At 43.1% G+C, this 26508-nt stretch carries 24 protein-coding genes; 11 read left to right on the forward strand and 13 right to left on the reverse strand.

What is annotated here, in order from left to right:
* The first annotated feature begins 307 nt into the window (after nucleotides 1-307).
* A complete protein-coding gene (locus ELZ11_RS09030; RefSeq protein WP_137357079.1) occupies nucleotides 308-1891 on the forward strand; it encodes an ATP-binding cassette domain-containing protein in 1584 nt (527 codons plus the stop codon).
* 75 nt (nucleotides 1892-1966) lie between these two features.
* On the opposite strand, the gene ELZ11_RS09035 is transcribed toward ELZ11_RS09030, so the two are convergent.
* The gene (locus ELZ11_RS09035) at nucleotides 1967-2566 is read right to left on the reverse strand and encodes a TetR/AcrR family transcriptional regulator (RefSeq protein WP_137357080.1); all 600 of its coding nucleotides are present in this window, start codon (nucleotides 2564-2566) and stop codon (nucleotides 1967-1969) included.
* A gap of 143 nt (nucleotides 2567-2709) precedes the next feature.
* On the opposite strand from ELZ11_RS09035, the gene ELZ11_RS09040 reads away from it, so the two are divergent.
* The 3 genes from ELZ11_RS09040 (at nucleotide 2710) to ELZ11_RS09050 (ending at nucleotide 7526) form a co-directional block, all read left to right on the forward strand.
* Nucleotides 2710-3798: an efflux RND transporter periplasmic adaptor subunit gene (locus ELZ11_RS09040; protein WP_137357081.1), complete on the forward strand. Its 1089-nt coding sequence runs from the start codon at nucleotides 2710-2712 to the stop codon at nucleotides 3796-3798.
* 5 nt (nucleotides 3799-3803) lie between these two features.
* Entirely contained in the window at nucleotides 3804-6908 is a 3105-nt protein-coding gene (locus tag ELZ11_RS09045; protein WP_137357082.1) for an efflux RND transporter permease subunit, read from the forward strand.
* Between the two features lie 195 nt (nucleotides 6909-7103).
* The gene (locus ELZ11_RS09050) at nucleotides 7104-7526 is read left to right on the forward strand and encodes a universal stress protein (protein ID WP_137357083.1); all 423 of its coding nucleotides are present in this window, start codon (nucleotides 7104-7106) and stop codon (nucleotides 7524-7526) included.
* 96 nt (nucleotides 7527-7622) lie between these two features.
* Here the strand turns inward: ELZ11_RS09050 and ELZ11_RS09055 are convergent, their stop codons facing one another.
* On the reverse strand, nucleotides 7623-7997 hold the full coding sequence (locus tag ELZ11_RS09055; protein WP_137357084.1) for a YybH family protein: 375 nt from the start codon (nucleotides 7995-7997) through the stop codon (nucleotides 7623-7625).
* 98 nt (nucleotides 7998-8095) lie between these two features.
* Between ELZ11_RS09055 and ELZ11_RS09060 the strand changes: the two genes are divergently transcribed.
* The gene (locus ELZ11_RS09060) at nucleotides 8096-8974 is read left to right on the forward strand and encodes a LysR family transcriptional regulator (RefSeq protein ID WP_137357085.1); all 879 of its coding nucleotides are present in this window, start codon (nucleotides 8096-8098) and stop codon (nucleotides 8972-8974) included.
* Between the two features lie 524 nt (nucleotides 8975-9498).
* Here the strand turns inward: ELZ11_RS09060 and ELZ11_RS09065 are convergent.
* Genes ELZ11_RS09065 through ELZ11_RS09075 form a run of 3 tightly spaced genes read right to left on the reverse strand, consistent with a single transcriptional unit; the run spans nucleotide 9499 to nucleotide 11578 of the window.
* Nucleotides 9499-10356: a hypothetical protein gene (locus ELZ11_RS09065; RefSeq protein WP_137357086.1), complete on the reverse strand. Its 858-nt coding sequence runs from the start codon at nucleotides 10354-10356 to the stop codon at nucleotides 9499-9501.
* Nucleotides 10356-11210 (reverse strand): ABC transporter ATP-binding protein, encoded by an 855-nt coding sequence (locus ELZ11_RS09070; protein ID WP_137357087.1) that lies wholly within the window; start codon nucleotides 11208-11210, stop codon nucleotides 10356-10358. The genes ELZ11_RS09065 and ELZ11_RS09070 overlap by 1 nt, the downstream gene beginning before the upstream one ends.
* The gene (locus tag ELZ11_RS09075; protein ID WP_137357088.1) at nucleotides 11210-11578 is read right to left on the reverse strand and encodes a GntR family transcriptional regulator; all 369 of its coding nucleotides are present in this window, start codon (nucleotides 11576-11578) and stop codon (nucleotides 11210-11212) included. Before ELZ11_RS09075 ends, ELZ11_RS09070 begins: the two co-directional genes overlap by 1 nt.
* 170 nt (nucleotides 11579-11748) lie before the next feature.
* Here ELZ11_RS09075 and ELZ11_RS09080 point away from each other — a divergent pair, with 170 nt between their 5' ends.
* The gene (locus ELZ11_RS09080) at nucleotides 11749-14247 is read left to right on the forward strand and encodes a bifunctional diguanylate cyclase/phosphodiesterase (RefSeq protein WP_137357089.1); all 2499 of its coding nucleotides are present in this window, start codon (nucleotides 11749-11751) and stop codon (nucleotides 14245-14247) included.
* Nucleotides 14248-14262: 15 nt separating this feature from the next.
* Here the strand turns inward: ELZ11_RS09080 and ELZ11_RS09085 are convergent, their stop codons facing one another.
* From ELZ11_RS09085 to ELZ11_RS09100, 4 genes are all read right to left on the reverse strand, one after another.
* A complete protein-coding gene (locus tag ELZ11_RS09085) occupies nucleotides 14263-15054 on the reverse strand; it encodes a metallophosphoesterase family protein (protein ID WP_137357090.1) in 792 nt (263 codons plus the stop codon).
* 261 nt (nucleotides 15055-15315) lie between these two features.
* A complete protein-coding gene (locus ELZ11_RS09090; RefSeq protein ID WP_167494655.1) occupies nucleotides 15316-15825 on the reverse strand; it encodes a type II secretion system protein in 510 nt (169 codons plus the stop codon).
* Nucleotides 15822-16517 carry a VV20781 family protein gene (locus tag ELZ11_RS09095; RefSeq protein WP_137357091.1) on the reverse strand — a complete coding sequence of 232 codons (696 nt, stop codon included), beginning with the start codon at nucleotides 16515-16517 and terminating at the stop codon, nucleotides 15822-15824. Before ELZ11_RS09095 ends, ELZ11_RS09090 begins: the two co-directional genes overlap by 4 nt.
* A gap of 321 nt (nucleotides 16518-16838) precedes the next feature.
* On the reverse strand, nucleotides 16839-17402 hold the full coding sequence (locus ELZ11_RS09100; RefSeq protein ID WP_137357092.1) for a hypothetical protein: 564 nt from the start codon (nucleotides 17400-17402) through the stop codon (nucleotides 16839-16841).
* Between the two features lie 554 nt (nucleotides 17403-17956).
* Between ELZ11_RS09100 and ELZ11_RS09105 the strand changes: the two genes are divergently transcribed.
* Together ELZ11_RS09105 and ELZ11_RS09110 are read left to right on the forward strand one after the other, a co-directional pair.
* Entirely contained in the window at nucleotides 17957-18649 is a 693-nt protein-coding gene (locus tag ELZ11_RS09105) for a response regulator transcription factor (RefSeq protein ID WP_137357093.1), read from the forward strand.
* A 16-nt stretch (nucleotides 18650-18665) separates the two neighbouring features.
* Nucleotides 18666-19976, forward strand: a complete 1311-nt coding sequence (locus ELZ11_RS09110; RefSeq protein WP_137357511.1) for a sensor histidine kinase — start codon at nucleotides 18666-18668, stop codon at nucleotides 19974-19976.
* 148 nt (nucleotides 19977-20124) lie between these two features.
* Here the strand turns inward: ELZ11_RS09110 and ELZ11_RS09115 are convergent, their stop codons facing one another.
* The 3 genes from ELZ11_RS09115 to ELZ11_RS09125 all read right to left on the reverse strand — a co-directional run bounded on the left by ELZ11_RS09115 (nucleotide 20125) and on the right by ELZ11_RS09125 (nucleotide 22187).
* Nucleotides 20125-21381, reverse strand: coding sequence for a PTS ascorbate transporter subunit IIC (locus ELZ11_RS09115; protein WP_137357094.1), 1257 nt, complete (start codon nucleotides 21379-21381; stop codon nucleotides 20125-20127).
* Nucleotides 21382-21390: 9 nt separating this feature from the next.
* Entirely contained in the window at nucleotides 21391-21678 is a 288-nt protein-coding gene (locus tag ELZ11_RS09120) for a PTS sugar transporter subunit IIB (RefSeq protein WP_137357095.1), read from the reverse strand.
* 65 nt (nucleotides 21679-21743) lie between these two features.
* Nucleotides 21744-22187 (reverse strand): PTS sugar transporter subunit IIA, encoded by a 444-nt coding sequence (locus tag ELZ11_RS09125; RefSeq protein ID WP_137357096.1) that lies wholly within the window; start codon nucleotides 22185-22187, stop codon nucleotides 21744-21746.
* 243 nt (nucleotides 22188-22430) lie between these two features.
* On the opposite strand from ELZ11_RS09125, the gene ELZ11_RS09130 reads away from it, so the two are divergent.
* A complete protein-coding gene (locus ELZ11_RS09130; protein WP_137357097.1) occupies nucleotides 22431-23453 on the forward strand; it encodes a LacI family DNA-binding transcriptional regulator in 1023 nt (340 codons plus the stop codon).
* A gap of 239 nt (nucleotides 23454-23692) precedes the next feature.
* On the forward strand, nucleotides 23693-24382 hold the full coding sequence (locus ELZ11_RS09135; RefSeq protein WP_137357098.1) for a substrate-binding periplasmic protein: 690 nt from the start codon (nucleotides 23693-23695) through the stop codon (nucleotides 24380-24382).
* Between the two features lie 87 nt (nucleotides 24383-24469).
* On the opposite strand, the gene ELZ11_RS09140 is transcribed toward ELZ11_RS09135, so the two are convergent.
* On the reverse strand, nucleotides 24470-25000 hold the full coding sequence (locus ELZ11_RS09140) for a GNAT family N-acetyltransferase (RefSeq protein WP_137357099.1): 531 nt from the start codon (nucleotides 24998-25000) through the stop codon (nucleotides 24470-24472).
* A gap of 224 nt (nucleotides 25001-25224) precedes the next feature.
* Here ELZ11_RS09140 and ELZ11_RS09145 point away from each other — a divergent pair, with 224 nt between their 5' ends.
* Nucleotides 25225-26502: an HD-GYP domain-containing protein gene (locus ELZ11_RS09145; protein WP_137357100.1), complete on the forward strand. Its 1278-nt coding sequence runs from the start codon at nucleotides 25225-25227 to the stop codon at nucleotides 26500-26502.
* The last annotated feature ends 6 nt before the right edge of the window (nucleotides 26503-26508 follow it).

A 26508-nucleotide genomic window follows, 5' to 3' on the forward strand; every position in this document is an offset into this window, starting at 1 on the left:
ACGCTCTTGTTACTGTATATAATCTCGCCATCCTATCTTTCGGAGCTAACGCCATAATGAAGTACTAACGTCCTGACAGTCATTTATATCAATCATTTATAGACTCTCGGGGTTAGTGGGCGTTGCTTTTCGTCATACCTTTCTTTCGAACACACATACTATTGGTTCTTTGGTTTAAGCGCGGCTGATGCCGTTCGTTTATTTCAACTCAATACTGTATGGCTCAAGTTAGCGCTTAACGCTATTCAATGTATTTTGAATAGCCAGTAACCCCTTTTGCATTCATTCCGTAAAAGGAGGTATTCCCATGCCTACATTAAGTTCTCATCAATTGTCGTTTCAACTAGAAACTGGCGAATGGTTATTCAAAAACATCAATATAAACATCACTCAAGGGGTCACTGGACTTGTCGGGCGTAATGGCTCAGGCAAAACCGTGCTTTTAGAAATACTCAGAGGTGCACTACTACCGACATCGGGAAGCGTCACTTGCCACGAAAAGCTTGGTTATTATTCTCAACTGCCCTCTCACTTATTAAATGAAGCGGTTACTGTGTCTGATTTTCTAGGCCTTACTCAAAAGCGTTTCGCAGTGAAGTCGATTGAGCAAGGAAGCGTAGAACTGCAGTACTTTGAGTTAGTGGGAGAAGATTGGGATATTGAAGCTCAATCGCTCAACTTAATGAAAACTCTAGGCCTGCCCGCTGATCTTGATGCTCGGTGTGCATCTTTAAGTGGCGGGCAGCTAGCCCTGTTGCAGCTTCATCAATTGTTTGAATCGGATATTCAAATCTTGTTATTGGATGAACCATCAAACCACCTTGATCAAGCGGGGAAAGAGTGGCTAAAACGAAAAATAGCATGCTTTCAGGGCGCAATACTGCTAGTGAGTCATGACCGTTTATTGCTAAGGGATGTAGACGCTATTTATCATCTCACTAGCCTTGGAGTAAGTTACTTTAAAGGTAATTATGATGAGTTTAGTCTGTATAACCAACAACAGGAAAATGCCCTAACTAACAAGATCAACCAACTGAAATCTGAGCGGAAAAAGATTGAGCGACAAGCTCAAATCAATCAAGAGAAGGCTCAGCAGCGAGCAGCTCAAGGAAACCGAATTAGAAAGTCTGGTAGCCAACCTAAAATATTAATGGATGCAATGAAGGGGAAGGCTGAGAAAACACGTTCGGCGGCTTTAACGAACCAGAATAACCAATTGGAGCGGACTCAAAATAAGCTCAGTGAGTTAGAGAAACAAAAGGAGCGGCTTAAACCTCAAGCCATGTACTTGCAAAACTCTAGCGCAGTAAAGCGCCGAACTTTAGTAGCGTTGGAAGATTGCGTGTTAGATTTTGGTGCTAAGCGGCCGATTACTGCATCAATCGTGCATTCAGACCGAGTCTATTTGCAAGGGAGGAACGGAAGTGGCAAATCGACACTATTGAAAGCGGTATTCGGGGAGCATTGTCGATATCAAGGCGTGTTGAAAGTGAATACGAAAACCGTGTATTTGGATCAACATTTTGGTTTGCTTAAGCCAGATTTGTCCTTGCTAGAAAACCTCACTCAATATTGCACCGGGCTTACGGATAGTGAGGCAAGGACTCTGCTAGCTGGTATTGGGTTCCGACGTGATTCGGTTTACCGATATGTGAAGCATCTTAGTGGTGGTGAAAAGATGAAGCTGTCGATGCTGGTGGTGAGCCATATTGAAGGAGCACCGCTATTGTTGTTGGATGAACCGGACAATCACTTAGATATTGAATCAAAACAGTTATTGGCTTCTGCTTTAAAGCGTTACCAAGGTAGCTTTATTGTAGTGAGTCATGATCATGACTTTGTGCAGGACATTGGTGTAAATAGACATTTGTTCTTAGAAGACGAAAGCTAGAAAAAAATAGAGCCCCTTGTGTTTAGCAAGGGGCTCTATTTTATGGTCGTGATTACGCTAGTAAGTGACAATTAACTAGCAGCGTAAGTGGCTGAGGAACATATCAACACAGCTTTTCAAATAGGTGTCACGTTGAGCGTCGGTTTGTTCAATATCGACTCCCAGATAGCGCCAGTACACGGCCTTACCATGAAACATTAATAGCAGTTGAACGGCGCTATCATGGCTTGATAGCTGAAGTTTTATAGTGCCGTCGGCTACTTTTCTTTCCAAATACTCTTCAAGCAAGGTAGTGGTTTGCTCTGGGCCAAACCTTAAGTAGACCTGTGCAAATTCTGGGTGACTTTCAATATTACTCACTGCATTGCGATACGTATTTTGAGCGCCCGGTTTCAACAAGGTCTGATGCAAACCTAACCCGAATTGAAACAGTGCCTCTTCAATCGATGCATCAGGATCGAAGATCGCTTGGTCGGATTGGTTCTCCAGACATTTCATTTTCATGCTGGCTTCGAACAAAAGATCTTTGGTCTTGAAGTGCGAATAAACGGTCTGTTTTGAAACATCAGCCAGTTTAGCAATGCTATCCATACTGGCGTTATACCCATGAATTCCAAACAGTTCAGCTGCTGCTTCTAATATTCGATTTCTTTTTAACTCGCTAGAACTGCTCATAGTAGGGCTCTGGATCTGTGGCTGGTGAGCGCAACAATATCAAGATCAAACTGGACAGTCTAGTTTTGATCGTGTTTAATAAATTCAAACTAGACTGTCCAGTTTGATTGTAAATCATAAGTTACAAAAACAAGGTTGTTTGTATGCCGATCCAGAAATTGATAGTTAAAGGCGCCATAGTTTCTTGCGCGCTTGCTCTTACCGCTTGTTCCGATTCACTCGCGGTTGTCGAACAGCCCACGACATTGTTGAGTGTTGATGCTCAAGTCGTGACGCAAAGCGATGCTTATACCGTAGAAAGAGAATACGTGGGCGTGATTAATTCAGGGCAAAGGGCAAACCTTGGCTTTGAGCTGTCCGGGAAGGTGTCGAAGTTATGGGTTGATGCTGGTGACGCAGTTAAGAAGGGCCAACCTTTAGTCAGTTTAGATACCCAATTGCTAGACGCTGAACTTAATGAATTACAAGCTCAGCTCGATGAGATCAAATCGCAGCAGAAGCTGACCAAAGCTAACCTGAATCGTCAGTATACGCTTAAAAAGAAAGGCTTTAGCTCGGAATCGGAAATCGATACCTTGATTAGCCAAAAAGAGGCGTTGGCAGCGAACCACCTTCGAGTGAATGCTTCGATTGGTGCCAACCGATTAAAATTGAAAAAATCGACAATCACGGCCCCTTATTCTGGAATTGTCAGTAAGCGCTTTGTTTCGATTGGTGACGTTGTAGGGATTGGTACATCAACCCTGTCTTTACTTTCAACAGATGGTAAAGAAGCAATCATTGGTGTGAACAGTGGTGATTTACAAGGTATTGAAGCTCAAGCAATACATAAAGTTCGAGTAGGCAACCAAGAATATTCCGCTGAATTGATTTCTAAAGCGTCGAATGTGGACACGACCTCACGCAGCGTGAGTTTGCGTTTCCTATTGGAAGAAGATGCCGCAGTTCTGGATGGCGAATTAGCTTATTTAAGTTACCAAAAAACCTACCCAGAAACAGGCTTTTGGCTACCCACCACTGCGTTAATTGACGGGATCCGTGGAACGTGGAATGTCTACTCATTGGCTCCGGTTGATGATCATAAATCAGTGGAACGACGAGTGGTTCAAGTATTGTTCGCCAATAATGATTCGGTATACGTGAAAGGTGGTTTAGAAAGTGGCGACCAAGTGATCACAACTGGATTGCATAAAGTTGTACCAGGCCAACCAGTACAAGTTGCGGTGGAGTAATGACCATGAGCAAACTTGCTTCAATACTATCTAATACTCGATTAATGGCGTTGGTGATAGCGTTTTTGATTGTGAGCGGCTTGTCGGCGTTCAATACTTTACCTAGAGCAGAAGACCCAATTATTTCTAATCGTAATGCTAACATTACGACCATCTTTCCTGGCGCGAATGCAAAACGAGTGGAGTCGTTGGTCACCGAAGTGATTGAAAATAAGCTTCGCCAAGTGAATGAAATCAATCAAATAACCTCCACTTCTCGATTAGGTATTTCGGTTATCGGTGTAGAGCTTAGCGAATCGATAACGGACTCAGATCCTGTCTGGTCAAAAATTAGGGATAAGCTTGCTGATGTCGAACGAGAACTGCCAAGTGATGCATTATCACCGGAGCTTGATAGCGATCGCTCCTATGCTTTTACCACCATCATAACGTTAGGTTGGCAAGGTAAAGGCGAAGCCGATCTGTTAACTTTGGGCCGCTATGCGAAAGAACTTGGAACCCGTTTACGAACGTTGTCTGGCACAGAGTTTGTCGATGAATATGGCATTATGGATGAAGAAATAATTGTTAATTTCGACATCAATGATGCGGCAAGTTTAGGCTTGTCAGCGCAGCAGCTTTCAAGCGCGCTTGAAGGTGCAGATGCCAAAAACTCAGCAGGCGAACTGATCAATGATGAAACTCGATTTGGGCTAGAACTGACGTCGAGTCTAGATTCCATTGAGCGAGTAAGAAACGTTCCTGTTTTTGTTGACCAGAACGGACATACTGTTCGGGTTGGGGACGTGGCTCAAGTTCAGCGTGCACCGAAAACACCTTACGATGAATTAGCTTTAGTAAATGGTAAGCCGGGTGTGATTGTGGGAGCGCGAATGCAGTCGGAATTACGGGTCGATAAATGGACGCCGACGGCGATGGCGTTGCTTGATGACTTCCGCCAAGAATTACCCAATGAAATTAAAGCTGATGTGGTCTACAGCCAGCAAATCTATACAGAAAACCGGTTACTGGAACTGGGTGAAAGCTTAGTAATTGGCTTTAGTTTGGTTTTGATTGTGTTGCTGTTTACGTTAGGTATTCGAGCGGCACTGATCATCGCAATGGCTTTACCACTGACTATGTTACTGACTCTTTCCATGATGAAGTACTTTCATATCCCGATAAACCAAATGTCTTTGACCGGATTTATTGTAGCGCTAGGGATCATGGTTGACAACGCAGTAGTAATGGTGGATACCATTCAAAGCTATCGACTGAAAGGGATGAAAAAGCTTGAATCAGCGATCGTGGCTATTCAGCATTTGTGGGTGCCTCTATTAGGTTCGACATTAACCACAGTATTGGCGTTTGCGCCGATCTTTCTGATGCCGGGGGCAACCGGAGAGTTTGTCGGTGCAATCGCTCTTACCGTATCTTTTTCTCTCGTTGGCTCATATTTGATTTCACATACAGTGATCGCTGCTATATCAAGTGTGTACTTACCAAGTAAACATTCATCGACGGGCTGGTACCAAACTGGAATATCGATTCCTGCCCTTAGTCAGTGGTTCTCGCGCTCGGTTGCCTGGGCAATTCGCTACCCAGTGTTAGCCATTGTTTTGAGCATGTCATTACCGTTGATGGGTTTTTGGAGCACTTCGCAATTAACTGAACAGTTTTTCCCTGCGTCAGACCGAGATATGTTTGAAGTGCAAGTCTACCTTTCTCCACAAGCGAGCATTTATGCCACGAAAGAAACGACCGAGAAAATTCATCAGATCATTTTAGAAGATGATTCTGTAGAACAAGTGCAGTGGGTTGTGGGATCGTCATTCCCTTCGTTTTACTACAACATGGTCGCAGGGCAAGAAAAGGCTCCGTATTTCTCACAAGCCATGGTGAAAACGACAGACTTCACAGAGGCGAACCGCTTGATCCCAGAGCTGCAAGAGAAGCTAAATAAGCGAATTCCAGAAGCGCAGATTTTGGTTCGAAAACTAGAGCAAGGGCCTCCTTTCAATGCGCCAATCGAGTTAAGAATCTACGGCAACAATTTAGATACTTTAAAATCAATTGGGCAAGATGTTCGATTAATTTTATCGAAAATTCCACACGTTACTCATACTCGTGAAAGCTTATCTTCCGGTATTCCTCAGTTCCAACTCGCTGTCGACGAAGAAACTAGCCAAATGAATGGCATCAGCTTGAATCAGTTTGCTGGCCTGTTGCAATCGACATTAGTGGGGCGTGAGAGCGGGAGTATTATTGAGGGAACAGAATCGATTCCGGTTAGAGTCAGAGTGCGTGATGAAGAACGAGAAAGTTATAATGATTTGAATAATTTGCGCTTCCCAACGGCAAACTCGGAATCCAACATGGGAATTTCGGTTCTTAACTTATCTAACTTAGAAGTGACGCCTAGCAGCGGTGGTATTACGCGTCGTAACGGTGTGAGACTCAATACCATTGAAGGTTATATTGAAGCGGGTGTCCTGCCACAAACTGTGCTTAATGAATTTAAGACAGAGTTAGAGAACTACTCATTCCCTGCTGGGTATCGCATCGAGTTTGGTGGTGAATCAGCGGAAAGGGACGAGTCGGTGGGTCACTTAATTGGCAACATGTCGGTGGTGGTCGTCTTGATGATTCTGGTTGTGGTGTTGTCGTTTAACTCATTCCGTTTAAGCGGGGTTATTTTCTTAGTCGCTGGGTTAGCGGCTGGGCTCGGCATTCTATCGGTATGGATTTTTGATTATCCCTTTGGCTTTACCGTCATTATTGCGATGCTTGGTGTGATTGGCTTAGCGATTAATGCTGCAATCGTAATTCTAGCGGAGCTAAGAGCAAGCCCAGAGGCCAGAAACGGTGATTCTCAAGCAATATTGGAAGCGGTAATGAGCTGTACTCGCCATATCACCTCGACCACGATCACGACCATTGGTGGGTTTCTACCGCTAATTTTAGCGGGTGGGGGATTCTGGCCACCGTTTGCGGTCGCGATTGCTGGAGGCACAGCTTTGACAACGATTTTGTCTTTCTACTTTGTTCCGTCGATCTTTAAGTTGATCACCAAAATGCCAATGAAGCTCGCTATTCCAAAGCATCACTCGGAGCAAACGACGACGGCCTAACGGGCGAGAATAAAAACACTAATGGAATGGGTGCCTTATATAGGCATCCATTTTTGTTTGATAAGACAGTCTAAATTTATTCCAATTCGTTTGACCTACATCAAGCCTGATATTGGGAAGAATGAGAGCTAGTGAACACTATTTATTTCTGGTCGCACTATGCTGAGAACATAGCTTAAGCATGAGGGAATCGTTATGAAATACAAACACATCCTAGTCGCACTGGAGCTCGTTGAGGAAAGTCGAGTATTGATAGATAGAGCTGCTTCGATGGCGGAGTTAACCGGGGCGAAAGTTTCTTTTATTCATATAGACGGAACTCATGGCGAAATATACCCAGAGCTTATTGACCTCCAAAAAACACCAGATAGAAGACCACTGAATGAGCATTCCAACGAGTGGCTGTCAACCTTCCAGAAGTATCCTGATTTTCCTCTTGAGCGCTTTTTAGTTGGAACGGGAGATTTAGGTGATAAGCTTCATGAAACGATCAAGGACAATGGATTTGATTTGTTGATTTGCGGGCATCACCATGATTTCTGGAGCAGGATTGTTTCTTATTCACGCCATCTGATAAACAACTCCCCAATAGACATTTTGGTAGTACCGATTGAGTAAGTTGGGCAGAAAAAGCAGAAAAGCCAAGTGATGCTTGGCTTTTATTATTTTACTCAGTTTCTAGGTCCGCAGCCTTTGTGAAACTATTGTAGGTAATTAGCGCTCGCCTTGAACTTCAAACTCATCAAAGACTAATCGCGCTTTACCGTCTTCTTGAATCTTCCAATGCTCGCGGTGTACCACGCCAAATGCTTTGTTCATTGTCCAGCTTGCAGAAAGAATATAGCCATCTTCACCGTTTTCTTCCCACTTTACATCGGTGTAATCAACATCAGAGAAACCTTGATCAATGATACCTTGCCAGAAGGCTTGAATCTCTTCGCGTCCAGTAAAAGTACCGAATGGGCGAGCTTCCATTACCGTACCTTCAGCGTATTGAGCGGCACAGCCAGCTGCGTCTTGAGAGTTAAAGGCCGTTTGCCAAGCTGCGATTCCCGCTTTACATGCGTCTAATACTTGTTCGTTATTCATTGTTTGGTCCCCTATGTGGTGTATGTAGCCAACTTTAACGTTATTATTAATAATGAAAAACAAAGTAAAAAATAAAGACTGTTTAGGAAAATAGAACAATGAAAAAGCTCAGACAGATGATGGTATTCATGAAGGTGGTTGAAGCTGGCTCAATTACTAAAGCCGCAGAGAAATTGGAGTTGTCTAAATCTGTCGTGAGCCAACACATTAAGCAATTGGAAAACGAGCTGGCAGTAACCTTACTGAAACGCACCACGCGAAAGCAAAATTTAACGGCAGAAGGTGAGCGGTTCTACACGCATTGCTGCACCATCCACAAAGTGTCTGAACAAGCGTGGGAAGAAGTAACAGAGCAGCAAAATGTACCTCGCGGTAAGCTAAGAGTGACTGCGCCTCACGCGTTGATGGACTCGATTGTCGCTCCCGCACTCGTCAGGGCTTTCAAAAATTATACTGGTGTTGATTTAGATTTAGTTGGCCATGACGACCAGTTAGATCTTATGCAAGAGGATATCGATCTTGCGATCCGTTTTGGAGAATCGCCAGTTAGCAATTTAAAGCAACGCAGGATTGGCAATATTCAGGACGTGTTGTGTTGCAATGTGCACGAGAAAGGGGCAATTCAAGCGCTTGATGTATTGCCGTATGTGGCAAATAACTGGCAGCCAAAATATATCCAGCATGACTTAGTTCATAAGTCTGGAAGAAAATTGTTCAAATTTCAGGCTGATGTAAAGCATAGAGCTAATACAATTTACACTTGTATCTCATTGATTACGCAGGGGGCAGGAGTCGGGATGCTGCCCGATTTTGTCTTTTATAAATACCGTGATACATTGACTGAGTGGCTACCAGACTTTCAATTGGCACCAACTCCGGTATACGTTTTGCATCCTTATTCAGGAGCTGTACCGGCTAGCGTGAAATTAGCAATTGATGCCGTCAGTGAGAGCCTTACACAGTCAAAGGCTGTGTAAAGGGTGACAAAAGGATCATAAGAACGTCGCCTTTTTGCAATTGAACTGTCATATGCCAATCTTAGATTGGTGAGGTTACCAAGCAATAAATGTGTTACGAGCGTCATAAAAAAAGGTATATGGTATTCGAAACTCTTTATATTTTGTGATTGTTATCACTGATATGCTAGGTAAACATCGATAGATTCGAATGGTTGGCAAATAAAAAATATAGCTCAAGAAGAGCAAATTAAGTAAAAGGAATATCCCATGAAAAAAATGAGAAGAGCACAGCTTCATCGCGTTCGCATTCAATACTGGAAAGACACCGCGAAAGAAGCTTCAAAAAAATAATCGCTAACTGAGCGATCACCATCGAGCTGACATCACGTATTATATATACAGAAAAATGTCAGCTCACTATCTCCCTCTCTTGCTTCGACTCCCTTCTGCAACACCATCAATTTCCCTAACGTAAGAAATAAAAAACTCCCGACGAATCAGGAGCTTTGTTTTGTTCGGCTAGATCAATTCAAACCTTTAAACTATCGACCTATTAGGCTTTTCCAGCTGACTTCATCGGTTCGATACAGCTGTAAGCTAGCCCATAATGCCGCGCCACCAAGTACCAGATAGATTGCCCAATAAAGAAGGCTCATATTGAAGAAACCATCGAAAGGGTTTGATGCAAACAGAATGTTGACGGGTAGCGCTAACACTTCTGACATAAATTGCCCCACGCCATATAGCCCAAACAGCGCAATAGATAGCCACTTTGCTGCGTAACCAATTAATACAATGACTAAAATAGGCGAGTTGACTAACTGAGATACCATTAAAGCAAGGCATGCGATTGGTAATAAGGCAATGGCAACCAACACCATTCTGGCAAAGAAGCTAAGCCAGTTAGTCAGCACATATAACAGGGACTGCTGTTCTACTAGTAAGGCCAGTTGCTTGTTACTTCCAAGGTTTATCACCCATAGCAAAAAGTCAGCAGATAGAATCAGTAGTGAACATATCGCCGGAATGACGATTAAGCCAAAACCTAGTTTTACCGCGTGAGTTAAACCATTGGATACAGGCATACTGCGCCAAAACATCGAGCTGCCTTCTTGGCGTTCTTTACGCAAGGTTTTTGGCAAGTATAGGGTGGTTAAAACCAGGGAAATGAGCCCAACGCCAAATGCGATCACCATGTTTAAATCACGAGCGAACTCCATATGGGTTTCGCTAATATCACCGCGAAACTCCATTTGGAAAAAGATATCGTTTTGCACGGAGTCGCTTGAGAAAATACCCACGAACAGCAATAAACCACATAAGGCGACGAATAAAGGCAAACGCGTGACAAGCTTATGCTCTAAGAGTTCTTTTTCTAGCATAAAGATACTTGGGTGCATTATTGAATCTCCGTTTGGGTTGCTAGGAATAGATCGGCCAACCTGACAGGGTAAATGCTGCCAAACTTTTCTATGTGTGTTTTGTCTGAGCTATTCAGAAGCCATTTATTGCTGCCTAAACCTGCTTGTCGAGAAAGCGGGGACAGCGCTTCTATTTCTGCATCATGAGTATGTGGAGCATCGAGAATTACGTAGTTTTGCTCAATACTTTCCATGCTCTCTTGGAGTACGCATTGGCCTTGTTTGAGGATCAATACATCAGTAAGTAGGTGTTCAATTTCAGACACTTCGTGGCTTGCGATGATGAGTGCGCGTTCACCATCATGAAACCATTCAAGTAAATGACGATAAAAGGTCTCTCTGTATATAAGATCGAGCCCTAATGTTGGTTCGTCCAAAATGAGAACTTTTGTATCGGTCGCAATAATCAGGGCAAGGTGAAGCTGCACCTTCATTCCTTTGGAAAGGTTCTTAATTTTTGCGCCATCTTTTATGTCTGTTGCACGTAAGGTCTGTACGGCTTTGTCGATATCAAAACTAGGGTGAACGCCAGATGTATATTTGAGGAGTTGTCTGACGGTCATCCATTCAGGCAGTACATTAACGTCTGAGATGTAAGAAAGGTGCTGCATCATCTCTGTGTGATCGTTAATAGGGTGGCAACCATTGACTTCAATGCTGCCTTGAAAGTGGTGACCACCCAATAAGGCCTTGATTAACGTCGACTTTCCGGCGCCATTGTGACCCAGTAGGCCCAGCACTTGCCCTGCGTTCAATTCGAAAGTCACATTCTGAATTCCAACTTTATCTGAATACGCTTTAGTCACATCTTTTGCGGTGAGTAATGGTGTCATTATTGGCCTTTCATTTGTAGTTTTAGCTGTTTAATAAACTCTTCTACGTCCATATCGATATGACGCAAAGTGTCGGCTATTTGAGGAACTTGCTGTTGGATGAATTGAGCACGTTTACTAGTTTTTAGTTGTTCAATCGCGCCAAGGGCGACAAACATACCTTGCCCACGCTTCTTTTCGACAAGCCCTTCATCTACAAGTAATTGGTAGCTCTTCATTACCGTTAAGTGATTAATTTTTAGGTCAGTAGCGACCGTTCTAATAGAGGGGAGCGCTGCACCTTCTCGCCAGATCCCTTGAAGGATTTGCTGGCTTATTTGATCACTTAGCTGCCGAAAAATAGGCTGGTTATCGTTCCAATCAGTCATTACATGCGCTTTGTTGTTTGGTGTTATACATAACTATAACACCATAATTGAAGATGATGAAAGAGGAAGAATGAACTCAGTATCGCAATTTTCCATATAGGGATAGTCGTACCATTAAAAAAATGAGACTATATGGTACTACGTACTATTATTGTTTTGGTTAATTAGAGATGCTGCATTTTAACGATAGAAAATTGGTTTGGTTTATCAAGTACCTACCTATTTCGATCATTGTTGTTTCGGCGATCATTATTAATGCAGCCATGTTTTTTGGCATCAACCAGAAAGTAAAAGCTTTAGTTGAAGTAGTAAAAACCGACTACGTAGCTTCTCAAAAGCTATTGATTGAGACTCAAGTACTACAGGTATCTCAGCAAGTGGAACATATTCAACTTGCGGTGAACCATGAAATAAAGAAGAAGATAAAACTGAGAATGGATCGAGCTTATACGATGGCTCAGAATATTTACTCTTCTAATCAGCACCTGCCAGAAGACGACCTAAAACGAATGATCATCCGCGAGCTCCGAAAGCTCAGGTACGATGATGGTCGGGGCTATATCTATCTTTATGACATGGATGGAAATAGCGTCATGCACCCAATTATTCCTGAGATTGAAAGCACCAACCGTTTGCATGTTAAAGACGTGAATGGAGATGAAGTCATAAAGAGTCACATTGATTCTTTGCAGGGGAAACAAGGTGCTTACTCTAGGTATTGGTATATCAAACCGGGTCATGGTGATGTTGAGTTTGAGAAGATCAGTTATAACCGTCGATTCGAGCCTTTTAACTGGTACTTGGGGACGGGCGAGTATGTGGTGGATATCGAACAGCTAAGCCAAGAACGAATTCTCACCATATTGTCTCAGATTAAAATTGGCGATAATGGCTATATTTTTGTTTTTGAAAAGAGTGGAAAAAGTTTACTGACGTCAAATCGTATTACCAAACATACAAGCAGGAATGCTTACGATGTGTTTGGTGAAGCCTTTATGCACGACGTATTAAGTGTTGCAAAGCTGGGTGGTTTTGTTGATTACCAAACTTACGATAAATCGGGAACCTTTGGCCCGAAAAGCAGCTACATGAAAGAGTTGGATCGTTGGGGGTGGATCATCGGAACTGGGGTCTACTTAGATCAAGTCAATGAATCCATTGAATTACGCAAAGACGAACTGCTACTGGAATCGAGACAAGAGTACCGAGTCGTGTTGGCGATTAGTTTGATTGCTACATTGCTGTGTATCTTTTTAAGCGTGTTAGTCAGTCGAAAAGTGTCTGCGCGCTTCATTCAAATGGAAACGCGAATCGCCAACGACTTTAACCGTTTGCAGACGAGCCAACGTAGGTTACAGCATATGGCTAAGCATGATTCCTTGACCGCGTTACCGAATCGCTCTGAGCTGGAACTTAGAATCGCGAAAAGCATTGCTCACTCTAAGCTGGAAGACAAATTGTTGGCGGTTGTTTTCCTTGACCTTGATGATTTTAAGCGGATTAACGATCAATATGGTCACACTTATGGTGACGAACTGCTTAGGCAGATAGGTCAAAGGTTTGAATCGGTATTAGGTTCAAGTGATACCGTGTCGCGCTTTGGTGGCGATGAGTTCGTTTTTTGTTTGTCTGGGTTAAACGAGATTGCAGAAGCGGAAGAAAAAGTGATCAAAATTCGCAACACCTTCAAGCAAGAGTTCAACCTTGGCTCGGTATCGGTGAATGCGAAATGTTCGGCTGGCGTTGCTATGTATCCCTATGACGGGTGCAAAGTTGAAGAGTTGCTAACCAAAGCTGACATCGTATTGTACAAAGCGAAAGAGAGCCATAAAGGTGATGCGATTTTCTATGATGATGTCATCAACAAACAGGTTCAATTCGATTTTGCTGTAGAAGAGCACCTAGAGCATGCGATTACAAATCGAGAGTTGAATGTGGTGTATCAACCGCAAGTCGATTCAAAAACTCAGCAGCTTAAAGGTATAGAAGCCTTGTGTCGTTGGGAAAACCCTGAGCTTGGCTTCGTGTCTCCGCTCGATTTCATTCCCGCAGCGGAGCGCACAGGGCAGATCCACATGATAGGTGAATATGTCTTGAAACAAGCGTGTCGAGATACCTTAAGGCTCATGCCGAACGGTGAAGGAGCGGTTGGCGTGTCAGTGAACGTTTCTCCTAAGCAATTATTGGAGCCAGAGTTCGTTTATCGAGTGACCCGTTTGGTTGCGGAATCGGGGCTCGATGCAAAGCGTGTGACCTTGGAAATTACAGAGAATATTCTAATTAAAGAGCTTAATATCGTGGAGCCGATATTACTTCAATTGCGAGAATACGGCTTTGGCATTTCGCTTGACGATTTTGGTACTGGATTTTCGTCACTGAACTATTTGAATACACTACCGATCAGCGAGATCAAAATTGATCGCTCTTTCATTGGTAAATTGAATACCAGTCAGCACAGTGAAACCTTGGTGAAAGCCATTATTGAAATTGGCGCTTCCTGCCAAATGAAAGTCGTCGCGGAAGGGGTGGAAACTAACGAACAACTACAAACGCTTAAACAGTATCAGTGTGACTTATTACAAGGTTACTACTTTGACAAGCCGCTTAGCGCCAATGCATTGATTGAAAGCTACACCTCAGATAGCGAAGCGCTATGTTGTGAGCTTTAATCTGTTCATCTCAAGTTACTTTGCTTCAAAGACATAGGCGGAAGAGTGAAGTGTTTTGTTTGGTTCTTCACTTTTTAAAATATGGCACATGAAGCCAATCTGAGCCGTTCTCTGGTAATCGTCGACATTATGGTTAAACCCATAAGATGTGGCGGGGCATACTGTTTGTGGTACTTGATTCGCTAAGGTCAAGTCGAAATGGGCGTGAGCATGGCCGCTTAATACTGCAATAGTTTGAGGGTGTATTGCGTCCATCACTTTAAGGTTGTTTTCAATCCCAATTTCCTGAAACCACTGAGCGCCGACATTCAGTAAAGGATGGTGTATTACAACAATGCTTTGCTTTTTACGAGACTGCGATTTCAGTGCGGAGAGTCCGCGCTTAGCCAGTCTTCCTGAGCCAAGCGCCATCTCGGAAAAAGGCTTATCGCTAGAATCCAAACAAATAATTTGGCATCGATGATCCAACGGAATGCGGCTGCGTATTTGAATCCGACTGCCTTGAAAGGCGGTTTTCATGAGATCTCTGTCGTCATGATTGCCAGCAATCGCGTATATATGTGAAATAGAGGTGTGAGTTTCGACCGCGGCCTTGAATGCTTGGTATAGCGCAAGTGTCGGTTGGCATACTAAATCACCGGTCAGCAGCAGTATGTCTTGTTCGCCATTAAAAGTAAGGCGCGAACAAGTCGTACTGACGCGGTTCTGTTCTATTTGGTTGAGAATATAGATTAAGCGTTCGGTAGGCTGAGTTTCTTCCGCCGAAAGGTGGCAATCACTTAGTTGGTAGATTCTTCTTTCATTCACGTGAACTTCTCACCTATCTAATCACAAATAACACGGGATTTCGGGCGCAAAATTTACCTTGAATCGATAGGGATAGAAAGTAGATTCCCACGAAAGTCTTGATGGCGTGACTTTGCTAACATTTGGGGCTGCTAGAGTGTAAACAAATGTTTGATTTGGTCTGCCGTCCTTTAAAGCATAGACACAGATTACAGTGACTGGGTAATTTGAGAACAAAGGCTCCTATCGCGAGCTTGGAGCCTTTACTTTGTGACATTGAGTTTAGCAACCATCCTGCAAACGAATGATTTGCGGGGTACGATGAGGGCGGTATAACACTTGGCAAAAAGGGCCGTCTTCTTTAAAGGTATAGCTATCTTTATTAAAGGTAATGGCCGCAATTAGGTGCTCTTGTTCATTAGGGTTTTGATGATCCGCATCATCGGCTTTGTTTCTTACGTAAAGCTTTGCACTTTCGTCGTTGGTATCAATGTTCATTAAGCGTTCGACGGATTCAATAAAGGCAATCGGATAGCCCCGGCATACAAAGAAACCTTCTACTTCCACCTTAGTCCCGGCTGCGCAATCTCCTTCTACACCACTTATGGCTGACTTAGCATAGATCATGTCGATGCCTGTCCGAAGGTTGCCCGCTACGCCGTCGATCTTGCTAGAACGGGCATCACTTTGGACGCCCGCAAACTTCATCATGGCTATTGACGCGACAAACGCCATGATAACCACGCTCGCGATCAGCTCTAGAAGGGTGAAACCTTTTTGCTTAGCGATCACTCTTCAGGGCGCCAGCTCAATGCACTTGCAATCGTACCAATGACAAGTGTGTCTTTTTGGGACTCATTAAGCTCTGGCAACATCTGCAGTGTTAACATACCGTTGGTTTGCGCTGCGGCTACTTCTTGCGAACCTTGTTTGAAGCTATAACCTAGTGCGTTTTCCACCGACATCATTAAATCTTTACTCGAGTGCACAGTTTCGACGCTAAAGTTTGTATCACCAACACGCACGAATCCGGTTTCTTTCTTCTCTAGGCTCAGCTTGATCATGCCTGCTTGTGGCTCAAGTTCGAATTCTCCGACTTCTTGGCCGTCTTGAGTCACTGTGCATCGATAAGGCTGGTTTCCCCCGAAGTCTACACCCATGTAATTCACAGATGTACCACCACCAGAACAGACTAGTTGCCACTGATGGCCATTATCATTACGAGTGATCTCTGCTGCCAACTCTCCGTCTTTAAACGATACGGTATCAAACCATGTCGAGCTAGATGAATTGCGGCTGTATTTACCTTGGTACAAACCCGCTAGGTCAAAAGTCCCCTCTTGTCCTAGGCCCCAGAAATCACCGTCAGTCTTCATCATTAATTCTGGTTGCGCGCTAACGGCATCTGATTTTTCCATGATGGCAACACTGCCACACGCTGTTAATGCCAATGTAGGGATGAGAATAGAAAGACGCTTTTTCATGGTGGTATCTGCTCGCTAAATAGTAATGGGAGATGAATTTTCAAAGAGAATAATTGAAACCACAGATTGAAAATAGAGAGTGGAATGAGGGCTACTGACGAGAGTGATTATGTAAGCAAGGTTAAAGTATTAAAAGTGATAAATAACAGTTGTTTAGCTGGGTGTTTTACATTGTATTAGCTTTGTAAGGCCGTGTAAGAGCTAGCTAAACTAGCTCTGGTTAAGGATTAGGTCGACTTTAAAAGTTGCTGCGTAGTGTACTTTGAGAAGGAAGGCAGTCCTGTTTTTCGTTAGCTCTCTGATAGGTTGTGGCTTATAGGCTTATAAATTAAGCGAGCGAGTGATCTTTATAACTTTCCCGTCGCTAGTGGTTTCCGCTATGTAGCCCTTTTTGTCGTCAAAAAACTCGCCGTTAATAAATACCCAGCCATTTTCAACCTGCGTCAATTGTTTTGGGAATCGTTCATCAAACATAGATTCACTAGGGTAAACCGTTTCTATGGCTTCAAATAGCAACTGTGCTTGCTCGCTATCGCGTACGACAAAGTTTGGTTTGAGGCAGAAGGTGAGCTCTGGCAAAGGTTCGGTTGATGTTGGCATCGTCATTAAGCCAAGAGATTGTTCGTGAGAATAATATAGAAAACTCTCTGAACTCGATTCCCCACCGTCTGCTGACATTAGGTAAGGTGTCGCCTGATAGAAGTCGCAATCGAATACCATCTTTTGAATAATGCTTTTATTCTGGTTTACTTCAAATTTTATTCTTTTGGCGACTCGTTCTTTTATGCTTTGTTCGATTGAATTTTGTGAATTGTCCTGATTTGCGAACGCAAGTCCTGTTAGAACCATGGAAATGAGGCCGATTTTTAAAATTATTTTAAACATATTTTTCCCTAAAACGCTTACTTTAAATAAAATCTCAATATTGACACGAACACTAAAAATATAAATATCAATTGAAAACTTATGGTAGTCGAATAAAAACTATCGACCAAGTTGTGCCCACGTTCCGGTGATTAGTGGAAGGGGGGGATCTGCTAGAGAAAACGATTCAATGAGGAATTTGGCGACCAAGTTGGCTGTTTTTGATGCGTATTTGTTAATTATTCTTTAATAAATTAAAATAATTTGCGTTATTTCTTTATATTTTTCATTAATCTAAGATGTAAATAGGGTCGGTGTAAGTCATTGTAAGAATATAAATGCTTTGTAATTGCTTCGATTAAAGCGCGTAGCGCTAGCTATATTTTAATCAACTAGGTTCTTAATCAATTAGGTGTTTGATATTTCGGTAAATATCAAAATTTAAATATGTATATTTTAATATACAGTATTTAAAATCATGTTTTACGTACGGTAAAAATTCTGGTGAATAATTGAGGTTGAAGCCATAAATTCTCTATATATACTACGCGAAAATCTATAAAGAGCGTGTAGTTATGAACAAAGCCAAAATTCTTATTGTCGAAGATGATCCTGAAATCGCCCGCTTAACCACTCTTTATTTAGAGGCTGAAGGCTACACCTCTCATGTTGTGAATGATGGTTGCCATGCTCTTGATGCTATTCGTACTTTCAATCCTGATTTAATTCTATTGGATCTGATGCTTCCCGGGTTATGTGGAACGCAAATATGCCGCCAAGCACGAGAATTTTATACAGGAATGATTTTAGTGCTCACCGCAACCGACGATGAACTGAGTGAAGTGAGCCTATTCAAATTTGGGGCCGATGATTATGTAACAAAGCCCATTCGCGGCCATGTTCTCCTAGCAAGAATCGAAGCCTTATTACGCCGCTCGGTTGCTATTCAATCCGCTTCTAGCCAAACCAAAACCTCAAATATCAAAGGCATTGCTGTCGATCCTGTTACTCAAGTAGCGACCCTAGACGGTAAACCACTCAATCTTACTTCCGCAGAATTTGAAATCCTTAATTTGTTGGCCGAAAACGTCAGCGATGTCGTGACCCGTGAGCAATGCTGTCAGTTGTTCAGAGGAATTGATTATTCGTTTAATGACCGCTCAATAGACATGCGAGTCTCGGGGTTAAGACGAAAGCTTCGTGAACACGCTAAAGATAAGCAATTCATCCGTACTATACGTAATAAGGGGTACATGCTTGTTGCTTAAACGTTTTAAGCCGTCGATGTTTGTTCGGTTATACATAGGTAGCGTTGTTGGGTTGATATCGACGGTTTGGCTATTTCTGACATTGGGTGACGGTTACATGCGCCGGACTGAAATAGAGACGTTTCTTAACGATGGCAATTATTTTGTCGAGCAATACATACAGCAGCACAACAAGCCGCAATCCCTTTACGCTGAACTGGATTCTACCGGTCGGCAAACCTTCTATATTTTTGACCTAGCTTTAATCGATAATTGGGACGATACACTGCCTTGCCTTGACTGCGAGTTGTTATACACCTTGAGTGGTGTGCCCGTTTATTTGCGTGGTAACGACCTTTACACCGCCGTGTTTCCACTGCCAAACTCGTCGAAAAGTTTTGTATTCAATGAAAGTCGGGATTTCTTTAGCCCAGACATAGAATGGTATGAAGATTCAGAGCGTCACTTTTTAATTGCGCTGCTGCTATCGGTGTTCTTCGCTATTGGTGCTTGTATTTATTTGCCCGTATATCGATTGCAACGTCATATTCAAAACTTGGTGGATACGCAGAAGCGCTTTGGGCTTGGGAAGCTGGGCACCCGTGCAAACACCAATTTGCCCAAACCTATCTCTGAATTGGCGAATAGCTTTAACGAGATGGCCGAAGAAATCGAAAGCAAAGTCAAACAGAGCCATATTTTCTCTCAAGCGATTCCTCATGAAGTGCGTACACCGCTCAGCAGAATCCAATTGGCGGCCGATCTACTACGAAGGGAAGCCCCTAGTGATAACCAAGATCTGTTTGAAGACATTGATAGCTATATAGATGATATTAATGACTTAACGTCGCAAATCATGATGCTGTCGAAATTGAATGTGATGGACAATAGCTTTTTCGAACTCGTGAAAATTCATGTTGATATCGCTGAATACTGCCAAGATCGAATTCGTTATGCGCGCTTTAATCACGTGACCTTTACAAGCCACCTCCCAATTGGTGTTCAAAGTAAATTCGACTGTACGATGGCGCGTTTGGTAATTGATAACGTCATGAAAAATGCGAACAACTATACGAGCGATTCTGTGTGGGTGTCTTTGGATGAAAATGCCGAAAGCTGGTTGATGATCATTGAAGATAATGGCCCTGGTATTCCAGCAGAGAAAAGAGAAGAAGTACTCATGCCGTTTGCTCGCTTAGATGAGAGCCGTAGCGTACAAAACCAAAGTGGCTTTGGGTTAGGGCTGGCAATAGCAAAAGCGGCGGCGAAAAAATTGGGGTGGGGAATCTCGATTTTTGATAGTGACTACGGCGGCGCTAAGTTCACGATAGTGATACCCAAGAGCTAAAGCGCTTACTTAAAAATAAAACAAAAAGCCCAACCATCACGTATTTTGTGGTGGTTGGGCTTTGTCTTTTGGGGGCCTGATTGTCAGGCCCGATGTTTGTTACTTTACTCGTTTATCAGGTGCTAATTGTTGCTATGGGGGAATGTAGTTAGCGAACAATCAAGCCTAGTAGAATACCCACGACACCGAAGTCAGCGTCACTAAAGGTAGTGTTTGCAAAACCTAAGTCGCCCAGTACAGGTAGCAGGAATACAGGTAGGAAAGTAATCAGTAGACCCTGAGCAAATGCACCTAGAATCGCACCGCGACGTCCGCCTGTAGCATTACCGAATACACCAGCTGCCGCGCCCACGAAGAAGTGTGGAACAACACCAGGGATAATCACTGTTAGGCCCATGATGTATAGTAAGAACATACCGATTAAGCCTGCTGTAAAGCTTGAAAGGAAACCAACTAATACAGCGTTTGGCGCGTATGGGAATACAACAGGACAATCCAGTGCAGGTTTCGCGTTAGGGACAAGTTTGTCTGAAATGCCTTTAAATGCAGGAACGATTTCAGCGATAACCATGCGCACACCTTGTAAGATGACGTACACACCACCAGCAAACGAAATAGATTGCATCATAGCGAACATGAACCAGTGCTTACCGCCACTCACTTCGCGAACAAAGTCGCCGCCAGCGAATAGGCAAGTAATCATGAAGATAATACCCATAGTGAATGAAATCGCTACTGGTGTATCACGTAGGAAAAGCAGGCTTTTCGGTACGTTCATGTCTTCTGTTGAGTGCTCTTTGTTACCAAACTTGCTACCAATGAAACCAGCAAGGACGTAAGAAAGCGTAGAGAAGTGACCAATCGCTACGTCATCAGATCCAGTTACTTGTTTCATGTATTTGTGAGCGATTGCTGGGAATAGCACCATCACTGAGCCCACAACCACAGAGCCAAGAGCGATAAGTGGCACGCCAGTCATACCGTTTGACGATAGAATAGCGGCAACCATCATCGACATGAACAATGTGTGGTGACCCGTTAAGAAGATGAATTTCCAAGGTGTTAAACGAGCAATTACAATGTTCACTAGCATGGCGAAGAACATGATCATAGCCATTTCTTTACCGAAAGCTTCTTGTGCGATAGATACGATAGCTTCGTTATTTGGTACTACACCTTTGATGTTGAAAGCTTCTTGGAAAATGGTCGCGAAGTCACCCAGCGAGTTAACCACTAGGCCAGCACCGGCACCTAAGATAATGAAACCAAGAATGGTTTTCACCGTGCCTTTGATACATTCAGTGGCTGGTTTTTTCTGGGCAATTAAGCCGATAAGAGCGATGAGACCAACCAGAACCGCCGGCTCTGAGAGGACATCGTTCATTAAAAAATTAAAGAATTCCATGATAGATCCTTATAGTGCGCCAAGTTCTTTAAGAGCAACTGAAAGACGTTCTTTCATCGCTGCCTTGTCTACCATGTTGTCTAGGCTAACGATCTTTGGTTCAACATCCATTGATTTTAGTTGATCCGTAATATCGTTCGTACCGATGAAGATTTCACAGTCTGTACCTTTTGCAGAACCAAGATCGATGTGATCAACCGCAGCATTAACTTCTAGTTCTTTAACGATGCTTTTGATGCTCATTTCCATCATTAGGCTAGTACCAAGACCGTGACCGCAAACTACCATAATTTTCATATCTTCTACCTTTTGTATTTGTTATCAAAGGGTGCGCTTAGCACCTGAAATTGTTGTTATTGTGATTAGTACTGGCTGATGATGCTAAGCACATCGTCGGCCGATTTTGCATTACAGATTCGTTCAATGTGTTCGTCGTTCATGAACAAATCCGCTAATTTCTGAATAGCGCCAATGTGGCTGTCGCTGTCTGTTGCGGCTAGTGTTACCAGCATTTTCACTGGGTCATTGCCTTCTGAGTCAAACTTCACGCCGTTTTGAATTACGGTTAAAGAAAGTGATAAGCGGTTTACGCCATCTTCCGGGCGAGCATGAGGCATTGCCATGCCTGGTCCCACAACGTAATAAGGTCCAAGTTCTTCATGAGAGCGGAAAATCGCTTCAACGTAGCTTGGTTCAATCGAACCGTTATCAAGCAGCGGCTGACAAGCTTTACGGATCGCATCTTGCCAATTCTCTGATTCGCTGTGCACTCGAATCACGTCTTTAGTTAATAACTCACTGAGCATTTGTTCTGTCCATCATGTGTGGTTGATGGCGCTAATGTAACGATCTATTTGAAACAAAAAATCGACAATGATCACAAATGGTAGCGTTATCAGGTAGCGCTACCATAATGTGTGATAGCGCTATCATTTCTGAAATACACGCAATTTCATATGGATGTTCTGAGCCAGTTATGCGCTAATATCAGCAAAGGATTGAAAAGTTACTGCATCTTGTTGTAACGCATGATGATTATTGAGAAGTAAATGAGTGAACCTAGAAAGCGCCGCAGTTCGGGTAAAGTGACCATTTCAGATGTCGCGAAGCGAGCAGGCGTAGGTACCATGACAGTATCTCGGGCATTACGTACACCCGATTTAGTGTCTGATAAATTAAGAGAGAAAATTGAACAGGTTGTAGAAGAGCTTGGTTACATCCCCAACAAAGCTGCAGGTGCTTTGGCTTCGGGAGAAAGTCACTCTATTGCTGTGATACTGCCCTCGTTGGTGGAAAAGTCGTGCACTTTATTCTTGCCTAGCTTCCAGCAACACCTCAATAAGGCAGGTTATCAATTATTGTTGGGGTACTGTAATTATTCGATTGAACAAGAAGAAAAACTGCTTACTCAATTTTTAGAAAGTCGCCCCGCGGCGGTGGTGGTGTTTGGTATCGATCACACCACTAAAACTCATCAGCTGTTTGCGGCGTCTAAAGTGCCAGTGTTAGAAATCGCTGAATTTAGCCTTGCATCCAAGTATTTAAATATTGGTGTCGACCACTTTCATATTGGTAAAGCGGCGACTCAGCAATTGATCGATTCAGGTTACGAAAACATCGGTTTCATTGGGGCGAGAGGTAACCATTCGTTATTGCAGAGGCAATTACATGGTTGGCAAAGTGCCATGATAGCTAACTATAGAACCCCCGATCACTTCCTAACTACTCATGAAGCACCAAGCGCAGAACTCGGTGCAGAAGGGCTCGCGAAGCTGTTACTGCGTGAATCAACACTCGACGCCTTGGTGTGTAGTCACGAAGAAGTTGCGTTGGGGGCGCTGTTTGAGTGTCATCGCCGTGTGATTAAGATCCCGAGCGATATGGCCATTATTTGTCTAGATGGAGCGCAGTTAGTCGAGCACGCTTACCCAAGTATCACCTCTATTGATATCGATTATGACGCCATGGGACAAAAAGCTGCCGAGAGTGTTATGAATGCCGTGAAAACCAAAATGTTATTGGCAGAACCGATCAATATCGGCTTTAAACTGAATTCTCGATCCAGTACGTAGAGTGAAGCTGTTTCTTCGAATCATAATTTGCGGAAATGTTGAAGCTGCCGTGTTGTGTCACCGCAGCTTTTTTGATTCCTAGAGTTCAGCTGTTAGATATAAAACTATCAATAATCTCAACCTATCAATCTACATTGGTTCAATAACTTAATATCCATTTTGCTTAGGTCTATTCTTGGTTGATGCGGTTAATTTAAACTATCTTTATAGTGTTCACTCAACTAATTATGGTCTTTCCGATGCAACGAAAATTCATTTATGTTTACCTCATACTTGTTTTTTTACTTCCCTCAGCGAAGTCGTTCGCCCAGTATCAAATGCACTTTTTTTTGCCTGACTTTCCTCCCTACACAACGATAGATACCGATGGCAATCCAAGAGGCATTGGTTTAGATAAAATGAAACAAGTGCTCGATTCAATGGATATAGAGTACACAATTCAAGTGGGGTCGAATCACGGTAGGGCGTTATCTGAGCTGAAGGTAGGGCGATCCGATGGTTTCTTTATGGCATCTAAGAATGAACAACGTGACCGATATGCGGTGTTTTCAGAATCTGTAATGGTGAATCGCTGGGTGTGGGTTGTACTGAAACATAATAAAGACTCGTTTAATCCAAGCCCTGAAGCAGGTTACGAAATAGAAAGTTTGTTGAACACCAACACTCATTATTGGCTAAAGAAGTCCGGTTATGCCGCCGCAAAGCCCGCGTATGACATTACCTCATTGGTTGAAAAGTTAGACACTAAAGAAGCAGACGCCATTTTGGTAGCGGAAGAAGTGTTTAATAGCCGCTTTGGACAAGATGAGCGATACCAAGTGATTCTTCAGCAAGAAAAGAAATTTGGTGCTTATATTTCAAAGGCTTTTCTAAGCCAGAACCCCACCTTCATGACAGAATTAAACCAAGCCATACTGGCGAATCGTTAATATCACGCCAGCCCGATAAAACGCTCTAACCATGGTGTATCACCAGCTTGGTTAGAGCGACTTTAATTAGAACCTGACATACGTTATTTACGCTTTTTGAAGCCCATAGATGGCATGGTCAACAATTCGGCCATTCAGGTTTTCGGCTCGTGTAATTGTGCCTTCGTAAGTAAATCCTAAACGTTCACACAGTTTTCTGCTCGGCTGATTCTCGGTTGCAACGAAGGCTTCGACTTTTTTCATTTCCAGCTCACCGAAAGCGATCTCGATCAGCTTATTGACCACACGAGTCATGATCCCTTTTCCTTGCTCTTCTTTCGACAGCCAGTAACCAATGGTCACTTTTCCAAGATCGTGGTTAATGACGTTAAAGCTACAGTTACCGACCAATCGCTCTTGATACCAAATTGCGCACGTCATGCTTTTTCCTTCTGCGTAATCATGTAAGCAACGCTGAATGAAGATCCGAAAGTCCTGTTCGCTTTGGCAGTGGGGCGGCCAGGCGAGCCACTGGGCTAAATAATCTGTTTGAGTTTGCACAATTTCTGCATAATAAGGCGCAAAGCTTTCTTGCACTAAGGCTAATGACAGCTCTGAATCGATAACGGATTTAAACATCGAAGTCCTTTTTATATTAAATAAAGTGATGTTGAATCACACACATATGTGAGATGAATGCCTGTACTTTAAATGTTGCACTTTATTTGTGGCACGAAATTTACGTAGTTCGTTATAAAGCTCACGAAATTACATAAACCTTAATAATTATGTGTCTATAGATACTACTTTTGAATTAGAATTGACACAAATATATATAAGAATAATAACAAGCTAGGTTAATAATGACTTCTTATAGTGAAGACGTCACGGTCGATTTACGACGTGCGTTATTTGGCATCGCCAAAGCTCTAGACAATATTGGTGTAGAAACAAAAAATCACGGGCAACGTGTCGGGTATATCGCTTATCAATGTGCATTGAGTGTTGGTTGGGAAGAAGAGCAAGCCCAGCTCGCTTTTTATCTCGGGCTTATTCATGACTGTGGAGTGACACAAGGTGACGAGCTGGTCAACTTGATGTCTGACATGGTGCCAACAGGAACCCAGAATCATTGCTTGAAAGGCTATCAGATCTTAAAAGAATGCCCAGCCTTATCGATTTTTTCTAAGCCGGTTCTGTACCATCACACCCCGTGGAGTGAATTGAAAGATTTACCAGTAAGTTCACTAGAAAAAGAGCTTGCCGCTATCGTGATGTTGGCGGATAGGGTGGATTACTTATACGGTGAAACGGCCTCCGACAGGTTTGGAAACCTGAGTAATCAAAGTAAGGCTTACATTATCAGTTGCCTCACTGTATCTGCTGGAACTTTGTTTGAAAGCAATTTAGTTCAACATATGTGTGAGCTGGTGGATAACGATGACTTCTGGTTTTCGATGGACATCAGTTACATCGACATTATGAGCAGCAAGCTAGCGCCAATCCCTTTCTTTTCCCAGCATATGTCTTTGGATGAAACGATCGCGTTTGGTGAGTTTATTGCCAAAGTAGTGGATGCAAAGAGCTCGTTTACATTCCAGCATTCTCTGAAAGTCGGGCAGCTGTCGGAATATTTGGCGAAGCAACTGGGCTACTCCTATACCACGCAACGTAAATTGTATTTGGCTGGATTGGTTCACGATATTGGCAAATTGCAGACTCCAAGCGATGTTTTGCACAAACCTGGAGCGTTAACCGATGAAGAGTATTGTTGTATTAAAAAGCACGCCACCGATACCCGCTTTTCATTACAAGAATTGTTTTTATCGGATCAAATCTGCGATTGGGCATCGAACCATCACGAAAGATTAGATGGTTCGGGTTACCCGATGGGCAAAACCGCGGAGCAACTTGATCAACCAAGTCGTATCATCGCTGTCGTTGATGTGTTCCAAGCCCTAACACAGTATCGCCCTTATCGAGAAGGGATGAGCTTAGAGCAAGCAATATCAATTCTCGAAGAGTTAGTTGAAGACAATAAGTTGGATACGGAAGTGTTCAACTGCTTACGCAAAAACGCGCAATACTGTTTTGAGCTATCAACGGAAAGTTTGTCGCTAGAAGAAGCGGATAAGAATTAAAGGAAA

The sequence above is a fragment of the Vibrio profundi genome, assembly GCF_005281835.1.
Classification (GTDB): Bacteria; Pseudomonadota; Gammaproteobacteria; order Enterobacterales; family Vibrionaceae; genus Vibrio; species Vibrio profundi.